The 15,829-nt window shown below is 71.1% G+C and carries 15 protein-coding genes and 1 riboswitch; of the genes, 5 read left to right on the forward strand and 10 right to left on the reverse strand.

From position 1 onward, the window contains the following. The first annotated feature begins 1 nt into the window (after position 1). A complete protein-coding gene (locus G6O68_RS00075) occupies positions 2-340 on the forward strand; it encodes a transporter (protein WP_165243498.1) in 339 nt (112 codons plus the stop codon). Positions 341-375: 35 nt separating this feature from the next. Next, entirely contained in the window at positions 376-1,680 is a 1,305-nt protein-coding gene (locus tag G6O68_RS00080; protein ID WP_165243501.1) for a sulfatase family protein, read from the forward strand. 28 nt (positions 1,681-1,708) lie between these two features. Here G6O68_RS00080 and G6O68_RS00085 read toward each other — a convergent pair whose 3' ends face one another. Further along, entirely contained in the window at positions 1,709-2,431 is a 723-nt protein-coding gene (locus G6O68_RS00085; RefSeq protein ID WP_165243504.1) for a hypothetical protein, read from the reverse strand. A 44-nt stretch (positions 2,432-2,475) separates the two neighbouring features. After that, on the reverse strand, positions 2,476-3,309 hold the full coding sequence (locus G6O68_RS00090; protein WP_165243508.1) for a hypothetical protein: 834 nt from the start codon (positions 3,307-3,309) through the stop codon (positions 2,476-2,478). A gap of 301 nt (positions 3,310-3,610) precedes the next feature. On the opposite strand from G6O68_RS00090, the gene G6O68_RS00095 reads away from it, so the two are divergent. Continuing rightward, positions 3,611-4,006: a response regulator transcription factor gene (locus tag G6O68_RS00095; RefSeq protein ID WP_165243511.1), complete on the forward strand. Its 396-nt coding sequence runs from the start codon at positions 3,611-3,613 to the stop codon at positions 4,004-4,006. A gap of 51 nt (positions 4,007-4,057) precedes the next feature. Here G6O68_RS00095 and trhA read toward each other — a convergent pair whose 3' ends face one another. The 3 genes from trhA to G6O68_RS00110 form a co-directional block, all read right to left on the reverse strand. Further along, a complete protein-coding gene (trhA, locus tag G6O68_RS00100) occupies positions 4,058-4,804 on the reverse strand; it encodes a PAQR family membrane homeostasis protein TrhA (protein WP_165243514.1) in 747 nt (248 codons plus the stop codon). A gap of 103 nt (positions 4,805-4,907) precedes the next feature. After that, positions 4,908-6,449 carry an FAD-dependent oxidoreductase gene (locus G6O68_RS00105; RefSeq protein WP_165243517.1) on the reverse strand — a complete coding sequence of 514 codons (1,542 nt, stop codon included), beginning with the start codon at positions 6,447-6,449 and terminating at the stop codon, positions 4,908-4,910. A gap of 142 nt (positions 6,450-6,591) precedes the next feature. Continuing rightward, complete coding sequence (locus G6O68_RS00110; protein ID WP_165243521.1) at positions 6,592-7,032, reverse strand: VOC family protein; 441 nt, start codon at positions 7,030-7,032, stop codon at positions 6,592-6,594. A gap of 107 nt (positions 7,033-7,139) precedes the next feature. On the opposite strand from G6O68_RS00110, the gene G6O68_RS00115 reads away from it, so the two are divergent. Continuing rightward, entirely contained in the window at positions 7,140-7,718 is a 579-nt protein-coding gene (locus G6O68_RS00115; protein WP_165243524.1) for a 3'-5' exoribonuclease domain-containing protein, read from the forward strand. A gap of 13 nt (positions 7,719-7,731) precedes the next feature. Here the strand turns inward: G6O68_RS00115 and G6O68_RS00120 are convergent, their stop codons facing one another. The 4 genes from G6O68_RS00120 to G6O68_RS00135 all read right to left on the reverse strand — a co-directional run bounded on the left by G6O68_RS00120 (position 7,732) and on the right by G6O68_RS00135 (position 13,838). After that, positions 7,732-8,178 carry a DUF421 domain-containing protein gene (locus G6O68_RS00120; protein ID WP_165243527.1) on the reverse strand — a complete coding sequence of 149 codons (447 nt, stop codon included), beginning with the start codon at positions 8,176-8,178 and terminating at the stop codon, positions 7,732-7,734. Between the two features lie 50 nt (positions 8,179-8,228). Then, entirely contained in the window at positions 8,229-8,723 is a 495-nt protein-coding gene (locus tag G6O68_RS00125; RefSeq protein WP_165243530.1) for a hypothetical protein, read from the reverse strand. A 38-nt stretch (positions 8,724-8,761) separates the two neighbouring features. After that, positions 8,762-11,935 carry a GH116 family glycosyl-hydrolase gene (locus G6O68_RS00130; protein ID WP_165243533.1) on the reverse strand — a complete coding sequence of 1,058 codons (3,174 nt, stop codon included), beginning with the start codon at positions 11,933-11,935 and terminating at the stop codon, positions 8,762-8,764. Positions 11,936-12,017: 82 nt separating this feature from the next. Next, complete coding sequence (locus tag G6O68_RS00135; RefSeq protein ID WP_165243536.1) at positions 12,018-13,838, reverse strand: TolC family protein; 1,821 nt, start codon at positions 13,836-13,838, stop codon at positions 12,018-12,020. A 190-nt stretch (positions 13,839-14,028) separates the two neighbouring features. Between G6O68_RS00135 and G6O68_RS00140 the strand changes: the two genes are divergently transcribed. Continuing rightward, entirely contained in the window at positions 14,029-14,502 is a 474-nt protein-coding gene (locus tag G6O68_RS00140) for a DUF4385 domain-containing protein (protein ID WP_165243539.1), read from the forward strand. Between the two features lie 21 nt (positions 14,503-14,523). On the opposite strand, the gene G6O68_RS00145 is transcribed toward G6O68_RS00140, so the two are convergent. After that, positions 14,524-15,498, reverse strand: coding sequence for a DUF1559 domain-containing protein (locus G6O68_RS00145; RefSeq protein WP_165243542.1), 975 nt, complete (start codon positions 15,496-15,498; stop codon positions 14,524-14,526). Positions 15,499-15,624: 126 nt separating this feature from the next. Continuing rightward, a riboswitch (cobalamin riboswitch) is annotated at positions 15,625-15,825 on the reverse strand. Positions 15,826-15,829 lie beyond the last annotated feature (4 nt).

Below are 15,829 nucleotides of genomic sequence, written 5' to 3' on the forward strand. Positions count from 1 at the left end.
GATGAAACCTCGCGCGGCGGCCTTGCTCCTCACGCTGGCGTTCAGCCTCGTCGGGATCGTGGGCGACTACTTTCTGAAGCTGGCGAGCCAGGAGGAACGCCCCCTGCGGTCGCGATGGTTCCTGCTCGGCTTCGCGCTTTACGCCTCGACGGCCTTCGGCTGGGTCTTCGCGATGGGCCGGCTGAAGCTGGCGACGATCGGCGCGGTGTATTCGGTGTCGATGATCGTGATGCTCACGGCGGTCGGGATCGTGGGCTTCCGCGAGATCCCGAGCGTCCCGGAGGTCGTCGGGCTGGTGCTCGCCCTGGCCTCGCTCGTGTTGCTGATGCGGTTCGCCTGACGGGCGGCCGGCTCTTGTCGATGGAGGGGGTGGATATGTCGCGTCGGGCGATGCTGGCGGCCGTGGTGATGGTGGCGGGGGCCTCGTCGGTGACGGCCAAGCCGCCGAACGTGGTGCTGATCATCTCGGACGACCACGCCTGGGGCGACTACTCGTTCATGGGGCATCCGCACATCCGCACGCCCCGGATCGACCGGCTGGCGGCGGAGGGGACGACGTTCCGTCGCGGGTATGTGCCGTCCAGCCTCTGCTCGCCGAGCCTGGCGTCGATCCTGACTGGGCTCTACGCCCATCAGCACAAGCTGACCAGCAACGACCCCCCCGGCACGGCGGGCCGCCACGCCCAGATCCCCAAAGATCCGGTCCTTCGGGAAGGCCGGCGGCGGATGGTCGGCTTCATCGAGGACGCCCCGACGCTGCCGAAGCTGCTCGCCGCGCGCGGGTACGACTCGTTCCAGGCGGGGAAGTGGTGGGGCGGGAACTTCCGCTCCGGCGGCTTCACCGAGGGGATGACCCTGGGCGACCCGGCCCACGGAGGCCGGCACGGCGACGAGGGCCTTTCCATCGGCCGCAAGACCATGAAGCCCGTCCTCGACTTCGTCGACCGCTCCGTCGACGCCGACCGCCCGTTCCTGCTCTGGTACGCCCCGATGATGCCCCACCAGCCGCACGACCCGCCCGAGCGGCTGCTGGCGAAGTATCGCGACAAGACGCCGAGCCTCCACGTCGCCAGGTACTGGGCGATGATCGAGTGGTTCGACGAGACCTGCGGCCAGTTGCTGGACCACCTCGACGCGCGGAAGATCGCCGACGACACGATCGTCGTCTACCTGGCCGACAACGGCTGGATCCAGGAGCCTGACTCCCCCGGCTTCGCCCCTCGCTCCAAGCGCTCGCAGTACGACGGCGGCCTGCGGACGCCGATCATCGTGCGGTGGCCCGGCAAGGCCCGCCTGGGGATGGTCGACACGCCGGTCAGCTCGATCGACGTCGCCCCCACGATCCTCAAGGCCCTGGGCGCCGAGCCGACGCCCGAGATGCAGGGCGTGAACCTGCTCGACGCCGAGGCCGTCGCGAAGCGGGAGGCCGTCTTCGGCGAGATCTTCCTCCACGATGCCGTCGACCTCGACCGGCCGGCCGCCAGCCTCTGCCAGCGCTGGGCCGAGGCCGGCGACTGGAAGCTGATCGTCCCCGACCCCCGCAATTCGCCCGACGGCGTGGTCGAGCTTTACGACGTGGCGAAGGACCCGTACGAGCGCCGGAACCTGGCCGAGAGCGAGCCCGGGAAGGTCGCCGAGATCCGCCGCCTGCTCGACGCCTGGTGGGATCCGGAGGGCTGACGCCGGGCTCCGGAGGTCCGGGTCGAGGTCAGGCCGGCGGCCGCTCGCCCCGGGCGATCCACCAGGGAATGGCCTGGATCGCCCCGACGGGCCCCGGGACCGCGACGCAGGGCAGCTCGCCCGCCTTGAATAGGCCGCCGGTGAAGTAGTCGCCGGGGATCATGACGTGGAAGGCGAAGACCTCGCAGCCGTCGGTCAGGCTCATGGGGAGGCATAGGCGCCGAGATTCGACGTAGCCTTCGTCGGAGAGCCAGCGCGCCGCGGCCTTCTCCTCGGGCGTCTCGACGACCTCGGGCGAGAGGAACGAGAGCTTGACCGCCAGATCCAGCCAATATTCGGCGTCCTGGCGGGCCCGGGGCTGGAACGACCCGATCACCATCCCCGGCGCGACCGTGCCGGGGACCGAGGTCAGGGCGCTGTTGACCATCAGCGGGTGGGTCGTGATCGGCCTGGCGGCCTTCGCGACGGCGATCAAGCCCTTGCGCACCCGCTTCTTGTGGGTCAGGATCCGGTAGAGGTGGTACAGCGCGATCGGGATGCCGATGGTCGTCGCGGCGCTGATCACCCCCATCACGATGTGGTACCAGGGCCGCCCGGCGAGCTTCCGGAGCGTCGGCTTGAACGCGGTAGATTCGAGGAACCGCAGGTAGTCTTCCAGGATCTTCGCGTCGCTGGGCCTGGGATTCATGGGGTGGTTCGCGTCGTGGTCGCGGGCGAGGAACAGCCGTGCGGACGATGAGAGTCGATTCATCTCCGGGCGGCAAGGGGGAGGTCCCGGCCGCCCGTCGACCGACCTCAGGCGGGATCGGCGGTCCCGGCGGCCTTGCGGGGACGCAGGCGGAGCCCCAGGGCCGAGGCGGCGGCGAAGACGAGCCAGGCGGCGGGCTCGGGGACGGGGGCCGGCTGGGCGTCGTCGGCGAGGCCCTGGGCGCTGTGCACTGGCTCGTCTCGCATGGGGCCTTCGAGCACCTGCGCGGCGACCCGGGTCGGGGGGATGATGACTGGCTTCGGCGGGTCGGGGTTGAAGGCCTTCTTGAAGGCGTCGGCGATCTGGTCGTTGATCTTCTTCACGGCGTCGGCGCTGGAGTCGTACCAGCCGCCGACGGTGTCGCCGAACGACTTGCCGCCGGGGCCTCCCTGGACGCCGGGCCGCCAGTACTGGGTCGAGCCGTCGCCGGCGAAGCTGGAGGCCGCGGCGGCGCTGACGAGGAACGACTGGCGGGGCCCGAGGACGGCCACGCGGTCGGATGCGGCGAGCTGGGCGTCGAGGGCGCGGAGCGCCAGGGCGTCCAGCCGGAGCGGACCCGCCCCGCCCGGGCCGGGGGTCACGGCGACGGTCGGCACCCCTTCGGGGACCTGGGATCGGCCGGGCAGGCGATAGGCGACGTAGGTCGGCGTCGTTCTCTCGGGGAAGCCGCCCCCCGAACGCGGGATGGCGATCCGGCGGCCCTCCTGATCGAGCACGACGGCCCGCCGGGCGTCGGCGCTCAGGGTGTAGCCCGCGCCGGGCCGCACCGGGGCGGCGGTGGTCGGGGCGGCGGGGCCGCAGAGTCCGACGCCCATCCCCAAAAGGACCGCCCTCGTCGACGTCTTCCAGGCCGCGCGGCGGCGATTGCGTGCGTTGATCACGAGATCCGTCCTTCCTCCCGCCCCGGGGGACGAGGAGCCAAATCCATGGCGAGTCGGCGATGAGTCGAGGCGTCGAGGGGCCGTTCGAGAGGGGGATCGGACAGGTGACGTCGACGTGGGCGTAGCGTTCGCGGGGCGTTCTAGCACGATCCCCTCAAGTCGGGCAAGCCGAAAACCGATCGCGCCCGCGCGAGGGCTCGTCCCTTGAAGGCGAGGCCGCCGCCGCGAAGAATGGCACCGTGCGACCCCGCCGAGGGGCCGACGCAGCCCCAGATTCATCACGCGACGGAGGACCGAGGATATGGCGAAGACGGGCGGCGAACCCCCGAAGATCCTGGACGTGGGCCAGTGCGATTACGATCACCGCCGGATCGCCGGCTTCCTGGCCGACCGCTTCGGCGCGAAGGTCGACCGGGCCCACGGGCTCGACGACGCGCGCGGGCTCCTGGAGAAGGAACGGTACGGGCTCGTCCTCGTCAACCGCCTGCTCGACGCCGACCAGTTCCCGGGCGTGGACGTGATCCGTTCCCTCAAGGACCACTCCGACCCGGGCGTCTCGGGCGTGCCGATCATGATGGTCAGCAACTTCGCCGACGCCCAGCAGGCCGCCGTCGAGGCCGGTGCCGAGCCCGGCTTCGGCAAGGCCGAACTCGACAAGGAGGCCACCGTCGAGCGCCTGTCCGCCCTGCTGAACTGACCGACCGATCCGAGAGCCGCCGCCCGAGCCCCCTTGCGACCGGGGGGCGGCTCAGGCCTCGGCCGAGACCGTCCGCCGGATCGAGACGCGCTCGCGATCCCGGAAGTCGGGATCGGGGGGCGTCGCCGGGGCGACGACGCGGAACAAGAACGCGACGTGAGCGGCGGTGCCGGCCAGCACGAACAGGTGGAAAACCTCGTGCGAGCCGAGTCCGGGGACGATCTCCGGGGCCCTGGTCAGGTTCACGACCGCCCCCACGCTGTACAGGGCCCCGCCGACCGGCAGCATGCGGAGCGTCCGCGCGCTGTGCCGACGGCGGATGTCCACGTAGCAGATGGCCATCCCCCACCCCAGGCCCAGGTAAATGCTCGTCGCCAGCCAAGTCGGGAACGGCCGCCCCAGGGCGATGGTCGTCCCGCAGGCGATCGAGACCCCCCACACCAGGACCATGGCGATCCGCCGGGGCATCGGACGCATCAGCGCCCAGGCGGCCGGCGTGAACGTCCCCGCGATCAGCAGGAAGATCCCCACCAGGTCGAGCCTGCGCAGCAGTTCGATCGTGAACTCGGTCGCGGGCGGGCCGTGGTACGCCGCGCTTGCCGCGTAGCAGACGGCCATCCCGAATCCGAAAACCGCCAGCGAGGCCGCCTTCCCGTCCCGGAAGGATCGCTCGGCCGGGGTGTACGCGGGCGTCCCCAGCGCCTTGCGGATCAGGAGCCAGGTCGTCGGCAAGGCCGCGGCCAGGCCCAGCAGGTGGGTCCAGGTGCTGATGGGATCTCGCAAGGCGAACGCCGGCATGGACTCTCCCGTTCGGGCGACAGCTCTCGAAATCCGAGGACCCGCGTCGTCCGACTTTTCGGCCGACAGGCGGGCTCGACTTGACTCGTTCCGGGTGGGCCGATCACTCGGCGGAAGGGAGGTCGACAGGCGAGGGGCCGTCGACCACGCGGCCGAGTCGGTCGAATCGCGATCCGTGGCATGGGCAGTCCCAGGTCTTGTCGTCGTCGTTCCAGGCGACGAGGCAGCCCAGGTGCGGGCAGACGGCCGACATCTCGTGGAGCGTCCCCTTCTCGTCGCGATAGGCGGCGACCTTGGAGGCCCCGCGGCGGATGACGGCGCCGCCACCGAACGGGATCTCTCCCGCGTCGGACACGTCGCCGCCGGTCAGCCAGTCGGCGTACTGCCGGGCGACGTTCGCATTCTCCTTGAGGAAGTCGCTGGCGCTGCCGAGGGGCTTGCGCGAGGGGTCGTAGAGCTTCGCCCAGGGGTTCTCCCGGCCCAGGATCAGGTCCGTAATGATCAGGCCGGCGATCGTGCCGTGGGTCATCCCCATGCCCGAGTCGCCGGTGGCGATGTAGACCTGGTCCTCGTCCAGCGGGTTCTTCCCCAGGAAGCCCAGGCCGTCGATCGTCTCCTGGACCTGCCCCGTCCAGCGGAACTCCACGTCCCGCATCATCGGGAACCGCTCGCGGGCCCAGGCCTCCAGCCGGGCGTACCGCGCCTCGTAGTCGTCGGCCTGGCCGGTCTTGTGATCCTCGCCCCCGACGATCAGGAGGTCGTCGTCGACGTGGGCCGGGTCGTCGCCCAGGTCCTGGATGCGGACGTAGTGGTACGGGTCCATCGTGTCCCAGTAGAGGGCCTTGGGGATCACCCCCCGGGGCACCTTCGCGGCGATCACGTACGAGAGATACGGCGCCTGCTTGGTGTGGATGGCGTAGCGGTCGTTGATGGGCGAGTTGGTCGCGACCACGACCGCCGCGGCGGCGACGGCCCGGCCGTCCTTGGTCTCCACCCTGGTCGGAGGCCCCCCGTCGACGGCGGTGACGTGGGTGCCGTTGAAGATCCGCCCGCCGAGCTTCTCGAAGGCCCGGGCCAGGCCGTCCAGGTACTTGAGCGGGTGGAACTGCCCCTGATCCGGGAAGCGGAGGCAGGGACCGGAGTCGAACGGCGCCGACGGGACGTCCGGGAGCCGCTCCACCCGCGAGAGCCCGGCCCGATGGGCCGCGGCCTCTTCCTTCGCCAGCAGGTCGCCGGGGTCGTCCGGGGCCAGGAGCAGGTAGCCGTCCAGTCGGGCGAACTCGCAGTCGATCGCCTCGTCGCGGACGATCTGAGCGATCCTCTCGATGGCCGCGGTGTGGCTCTCGGCCGCCAGCCGGGCACCCTCGACGCCGTGGATCCGCTCGATCTCGACGTAGCGGTCGTCGATCGCGTTCGAGAGGTGCGCGGTGGTCCGCTGGGTCTCCCCGCCGCCGATCGGCCCGTCGTCCAGCACGACCACCGACTTGCCCTCGCGGGCCAGCATGTAAGCGGTCGACATGCCCGCGATGCCCGCGCCGACGACGCAGACGTCGACCTCCAAGTCCTCGCCGAGCGGCTTCCGCACGGGGATCGCCTCGTCGGCCGTCCAGCTGGTCCGCTTCCGCCCCGCTTCATCGCGTTCCATGGCCCCGCCCCCCCTCGCCCTCGCCGGATGTTCTCCGTTCGGTCGTCACGTTCCATCCCGATACTCATGCATCTCGCGGGCCGCGACGCCGAGTTCCCCGCGGGCCCGCCGGCCTTCTCGGGCCGCGCAGGCCCGGAAGGCTTCACACCGGGGCGGGAGGAGGCTCCGCGATCCCTCGGCTCCAGGCCCAGAATCCCGGCGTCATCAATTCCCCGAGATTCCCATCGAGGTCGCGGAAGTACAGACTGACTGCACCTCCGGGCCAGTCGACCGCCCCCTCCAGGATCGCCTCGGATTCCAGCCGCCCGCGCCAGGCCTCGACTTCCTCGGCGGCGATCGAGAAGGCGAAATGGCAGCGCCCGGAACCGCCGTGGGCCGGGATCGTCCCTCCCGGCGTCTCGAAGGGGCGATCCGTGTCGCCTCGACGGAAGAGCAGGAGGACGCCCTTCCCCGCGATTTCCAACGCGACCAGACGTTCGGATTGCAGCAATGGGAGGAATCCGAAGACGCGACGGTAGAAATCCGCCGACCGCGCAGGATCGGCGACGTAGAGGGCGGTTTCCAGGATGCCGTCGATTCTCATGGCCACCCTCCCAGGTCCGAACCGGACGGGCCTTCGCGTCGTCAAGAACTCCATCGTACCGGACTTCGCTCGGGGAGGCCTTCGGGGCGCCAGGAGGACGTGCTGAGATGATCGAAATCTACGTCAGCACCGACGTCGAGACGGACGGGCCGATCCCGGGGCCGCACTCGATGCTCTCGTTCGGCTCGGCGGCCTACACGGCGGACAAGCGGCTGCTCGCCACCTTCGAGGCGAACCTGGAGACGCTCCTCGGGGCCGAGGGTCACCCCGACACGATGCGATGGTGGGAGACCCAGCCCGAGGCCTGGGCCGAGTGCCGCCGCGACCTCCGCCCCCCCGCCGAGGCGATGCCCGAGTACCTGGCCTGGGTGAAGGCCCTGCCCGGCAAGCCGGTCTTCGTCGGCTATCCGGCGGGCTTCGACTTCCTGTTCATGACGTGGTACCTGCACCGATTCGCCGGCTCGTCGCCGTTCTCGTTCGCGGCGCTCGACGTCAAGACGTTCGCCATGGCCACGCTGGGGACCGAGTTCCGCGCCACGGCCAAGCGGACCATGCCGAAGGCCTGGTTCGACCCCCTGCCCCACACCCACAAGGCGCTGGACGACGCCATTGAGCAGGGCGCCCTGTTCTGCAACATGCTGGCCGAGAACCGGGCGATACCCAGGCCGCCGCGCGGCGGCCGGTAGTCGGGACGCGGGCTCAGGAATCGGCGGGGATGATCGAGATCTCGCCGTTCCGCTCCAGGATCGCGTACTTGATCCGGTCGAGCGACTCCAGCCCCTGATGGCGCCGGGCCGCGTCCAGGATATCCTCCAGGTCGACCCGGGCCCAGGCCATGTGATCCTCCACCGGGCGGCCCGACTCCACGAGGATCGTGGGCAGGCCGTCGACCAGGCGGTCGAGCGGCTTCCAGATCCGCTTGGCGGCGGCCAGCGACAGGTCCATGCCCAGCAGCGTCAACACGACGATCGCGGCCGTGGTCAGCGAGGTGTCGTCCCCGACCATGGCGTTCTGGGTGACCTCGCTCATGATCAGCAGCAGGACGAAGTCGAACGGCCGCATCTCCCCGAGCGTCCGCCGGCCCGCGGCCCGCACCACGAACAGTAGGAACAGGTAGGTCGCGGCCGCGCGGAGGATCGAGTTCATGTCGAGGGCTCGGGGGGGCGTGGGTGGGGTCGGTTCGCGGGCCGGGAGGCTCAGGGGTAGACGAACTGCGCGAGCGAGAGCATCGGCCCCCCCTCCACGCCGAGCTGGATCCTCGCGAGGCCCGGCGCCTTCGGCCGGATCTCCAGGGTCAGGACGACCGGGGCCGCGCCGCCGACCGCGTCGAACGTGAAGGTCGCCCCGTCGGGGTCGAGCCGCGTGGACGCGCGGTAGGGGTCGAGTCCCTCGACGTCGTAGGCCCGGAGGAAGTCTTCCCCGAGCCGGAGCCGCAGCCGGCCGTCGGTCCCCGGCGCCGCCGCGATCTCGACCTCGGTCGGCGACTCCATCCGGCCGAACCGCTCGTAGGAGACGTGGAGCCGCCCTTCCTCGTCGCGGGCCTCGGCGTTCGACAGCGGCCCCTTCCCGAAGCCGCCGACGGCCGCGAACGCCAGCACGGCCGCGATCAGGGCCCAGGATCGGCGCTGCCAGGCCCAGAGCCGCCGCTGGAACGCGGGGTCGTCGTCGATCTCCAATCCCTTCGCAGGCATGCTGGCCGCCGATCTTTGGCTCGCGGGAGAGGGGTGGATCAGGCGACGCGGATCGCGAGCTTCCGCCCCGGTTCGAGGACGACCTCGGCCGGGAGCGTCAGGTCGACCATCCCCGCGGTCGCGCTCGGCCCGGCGACCACGCCCGCCAGCGGCTCGCCCCCCAGGGTCGCCTCCACTTGCAAATCCCTCGCCGGACGGCCGACCGCCAGGCCCAGGGTCCGGATCGCGAGCCGGCCGTGACGCACGTCGACCGTGGCGGCGAGCGCCTCGCCTTCCCGACGCTGCGAGAACGTCCCCCAGCCTTCGGCCGCCGTGAACGGGGCCCGGAAGTCGTCCGGGGAGAGGCGCGGGGCGAAGGCCAGGCGGCGGCCCGGCCCGTGGTACTCGAAGCCGCACGCCGCCAGGAAGACGCCGTAGCTCGCCATCGACCGCGCGTAATGGTCGCCGCATTCCACCTCGTTCCAGGGGTTGCGGCGCGAGGCGTCGTAGCGGTCGTGCACCGCCCGGGCGATCGCCAGGCCCTGCTCCGTCATCCCTTCCCAGATCATGTGCCCGGCGACCTGGTACTCGAAGCCGTTCATGCACTCGTTGAAATACATGGCCGACCACCCGCCGGACGGGTCGTCGATCGGCGGCCGGGGGCTTTTCGGGAAGGTGACCATCAGGAGCCCCGCCTCGCCGGGCATGGCGTACCATCGGCCCGCCTTGTAGGCCTCGCGGTACGGGCCCACGTCGGGCGTGAAGTTGTACTCCCAGAGCGAGGCGAGCGCCCGCCTCACGCGGGACTCGTCGAGGATCCGACCCAGGCCGACCTGGAAGGCCCAGTGCTGGCCGAAGACCTGGTCGATCTCGCAGCCGTCGTAGGAGCCGACGGCCTTCGCGTGGGCCGGGTCCGGTCGCTGGACGAAGTAGCCGAAGTCCTCGTTCCAGAGGAGCCTCGCGAGGTTCGCGGCGCCCTTCTCGGCGAGGGCCCGGCAGCGGTCCGCGAAGGCCGCGTCGCCCCGCTCGCGGGCCATCGCTTCGCCGGCCCTGAGCGCCGCGAGGTAGAGCGAGGAGAGCCAGGGGACCTCGCCGTACCACGAGGCGTCGAGCGTGTTGTGCTGGCCGCCATCGAGGACGCCGTCGCCGTCGGAGTCGTGCTCGATCAGGAACATGAGCGACCGCTTGATCCGGGGCCAGAGCCGGGCCAGGAAGGCCCCATCGGCCGAGGTTTGGTGCTCGCGGTAGGCCCGCAGGATGTTCCCCGCCTGGCCGTCGATCGCCGGGCCGACGGGCTCCTCGCCGCGATGGCTGATCGCGCCGGTCTCCGGGTTGAAGCCGACCCCCTCGGCGTAGTCGACGCGCTCGCGGAGGATCCGCTCCAGCTCGGGGAAAAGCCGGCCGACGGCCTGCGCATAGTGCCAGACGTGGGTGCACGTCCCGGCGCAGCAGCCCACGCCCTCCCAGCCGTAGAAGCGGCCGTCGCCGAAGCGATGGCAGGTCGAGCTGGCCAGGATCGACGTATTCGCAAACGTGCGGTCGAGGAACCAGTACGGCAGGGTCGAGTCGTACCAGACGTCTCGCCACAGCCGCGTGACGCGGTCCAGGCGCTCCCAGTCCCCGGCGACGGCCCGAGCGACGGCGAGGGTGTCGGGGAACCGGCTCGCGTAATGCCGCCCCAGGTCCTTCGGCAGCCGGGTGTCGGGGAGCGAGAGGTTGCCGAAGTGCCACGAGACGACGAAGGTGGCCGAACGCTCCTCGCCAGGCTGCAAGGTCATCGCCCGGACGATCGCCCCCGCGAGCTTCGAGCCGAACGGCGCGCGGGGCTCGGGCGGGGGCCCGAACAGGCCGTCCGCGGGGCTTCCCGAGGGGGTCGCGGGCTGGGCCCGATCGCCGTCCGTCGGCCCCAGCAGCGCGAGCGCCATCGTGCCGAAGTCGCGACGCTTCGCGACGGGGCCGTGGCCGGCGCGGGGGGCGTCCTCCTGGACGAACTGGTCGGCGTCGACGTGCCCCCAGTCGCCGGAATGGGCGTCCACGATCTCGATGCGCGCGGCCTTGCCGGCGTATCGGCGGACGTCGAACGACCGCCAAGTCATCCCGTCCGACCGGGTTCCGGTCGCGGAATGGACGACGCGGCCGTCCACCTTCAGGTTCACGCACGTCCGATCGCGGTCATCCCCGCCGCCGATCAGGAAGTTGACGTAGTCGCGCTCGATCGGGAAGGGCGGCGAGGTCAGCCGGCCGGTCAGGGCGTCGGTCCCCGTCCAGGTGTTGACGAGTCCCTTCCCCTCGTACCCCTTGAGGAACTGGCCGGGCCCCTGCCCCGCGCTCGGGCGGTCGCCGAAGGCCTCGCCCTCGGCGGTCCAGCCGCCGTAATCGGGCCCCTCGAAGTCGGCGATCAGGATCGGCGGCCGGTCCGCGGGGGGCTTCTCGGGCGCGGCCTCGGCCCTGCAGACGACGGCCAGGAGCCCGGGCTCGCGGACGGCCTCGTTGACGAGCGTCCCCTCGCCGGGTTCGCCCGTCGCGTGGCAGACGGCGTTCTGGAGCCAGCCGCCCAGCTCGATCTCGACGACCTCGGAGGACGTATTCCTGACGGTGTACGTCAGCGTGGTCGCCGGCAAGCTGGAGGCGTCCGCGTCGAGCGGGATGAACGGCGAGAAGGCTTCGAGCGTCACGTGTACGGGGACGCCGGGGTCCTCATAGGTGACGACTCCGATGGGGTACTCGCCCCGGAATCGGACGTCGGCGAAGCCCTTGCGGTCCAGCGTATGGACCTGCACCGCACCGCCCTTCTTGACGCCGATCGCGAAGCCCTGATCCACGGGCGACGCCGGCCGCATGGGCTTCGCGTAGTGGGCCTCGTTCGTGCGGATCGTCTCGTTGAAGACGTCCCAGTGCCATAGCGCGCCGTCGCCCCCCAGGTAGACCTGGCCCGCGCAGAGGCCGCCGATCGGCATGCCGATGAGGTCGAGGTCGGGCCCCCGGTAGACGGTCGGCCGGCCGCGTTCGAACAGGGAGCGGACCCATCGCGGGTCGAGCTTCTTGTCGGCCGGGACGAGCCGTCGGAACTCCTCGCCTTCGAACGGGCCGGCCATGGCCCGTTCGGGCCTCCCGCCGGCGAGCATCGCCCCCGCCCCCAGCCCCACGACCTGGATGAACCGCCGTCGGCTCGGCCCGCAGCACCCGGAATCGGGCCGGCACCCGTCGTCCCGCCCCCCCACCTCGTTCGCCATCGCTCGGCTCCTGCTCCGGATCGGAATCCGCCTCGCACGCCGCCGAGCTTATCCCGATCGAAGGGGGGCCGCCAGGGAGTCGCTACGGGAAGACCCGGACGCCCGTCGACGTGTTGAGGTCGAGCATGTCCTGCCGCAGCTCGATCAGCGCGTTCCGATACTGCTGCACCACGTCGTCGAAATCCTGCTGCTCGCCGAGGAAGTCGCCGGCCTTGGAGGGGTCGGCCTGGAACGAGCGGAAGGCGGCGTCGCGGGCCTTCCGGGCGGCGGGGAGGCCGTTACGCTCCAACTCCCGCACCGCGTCGATGGTGTCGCGCAGGTCCTGGGCCTGGTCCTCCACCTCGCGGGTGACCTGGTATTCGAGGGCCTGCGCCTCGGTCTGCGTCTGCGCCACGTTCCATTCCGCCCGCTTGATGTTCCCCTGGTTGCGGTTGAACAGCGGCAGCGCGACGTTCACGCCGAAGCCGTACGACGTGGCGCTCTTGACCCCTTCGTAGGACCCGTTCTGGAAGGTGTAGGGCTGATAGACCGCGTAGACGTCGGAATAGCGGTTGGCCCGCGCCAGCCGGACGTCGGCCTGCGCGCGCTGGAGTCCCAGGCGATAGGCGGCCAGGTCGGGACGGTTCTCCAGGGCCGTGCGGACGAGCCAGGCGTCTTCGGGGACCGGGGCGACCTCGCGGAGCCGACCCCGGAGCTTGAGGCCGCGGGCCTCCTCGCCCGACAGGAAGAGGAGCTGCGCGAGCGTCCGGTGCGTCCGGGTCGACGCCCGTTCCGATTGCTTGAGCTGGAAGTCGGCCTGGCTGCGGCGGCTCTTCAACTCGGCGACGGCCTCGTCGAGAGCCTCGCGATCCTCCCCCTCGGCGGCGTCGCGGCGGGCCTCGGCGGCGGCCAGGATCGCGGCGACGCCGGCGCGGTAGGCCTCGCTGTAGCGGACCGTCTCGCGCGCCGCGAGCGCGTTGACGTAGGCCGCGTAGAGCTGGTCGACCAGGCGGCGCAGCTCGTCCTGGAGCTGCGCCTCCGTGACCTTCCGGGCCTTCGTCGCCACGTCGAGGCGAGCGAGGCGTTTGCGGCTGACGTCGATCGGGACCGACACGTTGACGTCGTACTGCGGCAGCCCGCCGCCGCCGGGACGCTCCTGGGTGTACTTGCCGTAGGGGACCCCTTGCGCGTCGGCGTAGAGGATCGGGTTGCTGCGCAGGCCGGCGGTGAGCACGTCGGCGTCGGCTTTGGGGATCTCGTAGCGTAGGGCGGCGACGTTGAGGTTGCCCTTCAACAGGCGGTCCACTGCGGCGTCGAGGGTCAGGCCGTCCTCGGGACCTGGGTCGTCGGGCTGGGCGGGGATGTCGAGCCTGGGATGCCTGGCGAGCGTCCGCTCGTCGAACTCGGGCGGACGGACGTCCGAACGGTCGCGCACGAGCCGGTTCTCCGTCGGGTCGCGCGGCCGCCCGGCCGACGAGCCGCCGGGACGGACGTCCGGCACGGCCGCCCGGCCGATCCGGCCTCCGAGCACGCCGGGAGCCTGGTCGCCGGGCGAGGCGTCGCCCAGGTTGGCGCCCGAGGCCCCGATCGGCGGCGGCAGGAGCGATTCGTTCGGGTCGCCGGGGCTCCCCCGGGTCAGGTCGCTCCGGAACCCCCCCGCGGTGCCGGCGGACCGTCCCGCTCCCCCCTCCATCCCGCCGAACTTCTCCGGTTCGCCCGGCTCGCCGCCGTCCAGGGGCTCCAGCGTGGAGCCGCGCGAGCCTTCCTCGACGCCCCCCGTGGACGGCGTGCCGCCGGAATCCATGCTTTGGGCGAGGCCGTCCGCGGCCGAGGCGGCGAGAATCAGCACGAGGGCACCCAGGTGCCGCGCGAGCCGCCAGAGCGTGTCGCCCGCCCTTCGCGTGCCGGTCGTCGTTTGCGACATCTGGCCCCTTCCTACTGCCGGAGAATCCAGGCCCCTCGTCAGGTATCGGCGGGGTGGGTCGTCCTGGTCGAGCGGAACAGGGGGAGCGTGCGGATTTCGACTCCCGGCGCGGGGATTGCTATCTTGCCGTCGGGCGGTCAGGTCGACGCAGTTTGCGCAGGCCCGCCCGCACGACCCGTGGACCCGGCCGATGCCCAAGCCCCGCGAGAGCTTCGATCACGACTCCTACCCCTGGAAGCCCGGCGTCGACTACCGCGAGACCCCAGAGGCCTACCGCGTCGGCAAGGGGGAGCAAGGCGTGCTCATCTGCGAGCCTTACAAGTCCGAGATCGTCGCCCACTGGCGCTTCAAGACGCCCGACGAGGCCCGCGAGAGCAGCCGGGCGATCACCACGATGTTCCGCGACTATCTCGATCGCGGCGACTTCGTCGGCGCCGACATGGCCCGCAAGTTCCTCCAGATGGGCTACACCCGCGCCCGGCGCTACGCCAACTATCGGGGGGGCCGCAAGTACGACAAGGGCGACGGCCATCCGCTCGAACGCGGCACCGGCGACCCGATCAAGGCGGAAAGCGCGGCCGTCTTCCACGAGGCCTGGAAGGCGGCCGAGGCCGACCCCGACTACGCCGCCCGCAAGACGTCCTGGAAGCGCGAGCGGGGCTGAATCGGGGTCGGCCGGGTCGGATTACTCGGCGTCGGCGCTGATGATCTCGGCCCCCTTGCGGGAGAGGTAGGCCGCGAAGACGCGGAGGTCCATGGTCTCCTTCAGGAAGCGGACCGAGCCGTCGACCATCAGGAAGTTCGCCCCGCCGGCATGGTAGGAGTGGAACTCCTGGCCGTAGTCGCAGCCGAGCTGGCCCCGGCGGTCGCTGTTGCCCAGGACCAGGCAAGAGGCGAACGTCCCGGAGGGCGACGAGCTGTAGCGGGCGTTGAGCGGGGCGCTCTGGTCGAAGAAGTTCTTGTGGCCCATCCAGAGGCCGTGCAAGGCGTTGGGCGCCTCGCCGAGTACGGCGGTGTACGTCGTACCGTCGGGGATGTCGACCAGGGTGACGTTCGGCTCGGTGCGATGCATGATCACGCCCCGACCCTCGCCGGTCGACGACCCGTAATTATTCTGACAATTGGACGCGGGATAGCAACGCAGGGCGCGTTCGCCCCAGTTGCCGCCGTAATCGTTGCGCCCCATGAGCGGCGAGTTGACGTTGTCGCCGTTGGGCTTCCCCACGTCGCCGGCGGGATTCGACGGGCAGAGGAACGTCGCCAGCCGCACCTGGCTGGCGGTCAGGTTCTCGTCCTGCACGTACCACTTCGTCTGATTGATCGCGTTGAAGAGCGGCGCCTGCTCCATGTAGGGGAGGATCGCCGCCCCCCAGCTCAGGATCCGCTGCTCATGGCCGGCGGGAAAGTTGATCACGGCCGCCGAGACGAGGCCGCCGGGCCCCCCCTTCGGCAAGACGTTGGAGACGCCGATGTAGTTGTGCATCGCCAGGCCCAACTGCTTCAGATTGTTGCGGCACTGGACGCGCCTCGCGGCCTCGCGGGCCGATTGCACGGCCGGCAGCAGAAGCGCGATCAGGACGGCGATGACAGCGATCACGACGAGGAGTTCGATCAGCGTGAACCCCCGGCGCGAGGGGCGCGGGAATCGGAGGGGAGACATCGGAGAGACCTTTGGAGCGAGCCGGTTCGGGCTGGGTGGGTCGGCGCGGGGGCCGCGTTCCGGCGGGCTCGATGCAGGCGGGGACCTGACGTCGGGGCACGCGCGGACGCTCGCGGCCGGGGCGTCTCGACGTCGCTTCGACGGGCAGGTCTTCTGGCTCTCGGCTCGTAGCGGCCCTCGGACGACCTTCCCGCCTGGTGGCAGTGGTCGCAGCGTCCGAAGCCTGGCCGATCACAGCGGCGGCCCCGCGCCGGATTCGCACCGGCTTCCCTATTCTCCCCCCCGCGGCGCGAAGCCGGGGGCGGCACCCGTCGATCTCCTCTCAAACTAA

The organism is Paludisphaera soli, from assembly GCF_011064595.1.
Taxonomy (GTDB): domain Bacteria; phylum Planctomycetota; class Planctomycetia; order Isosphaerales; family Isosphaeraceae; genus Paludisphaera; species Paludisphaera soli.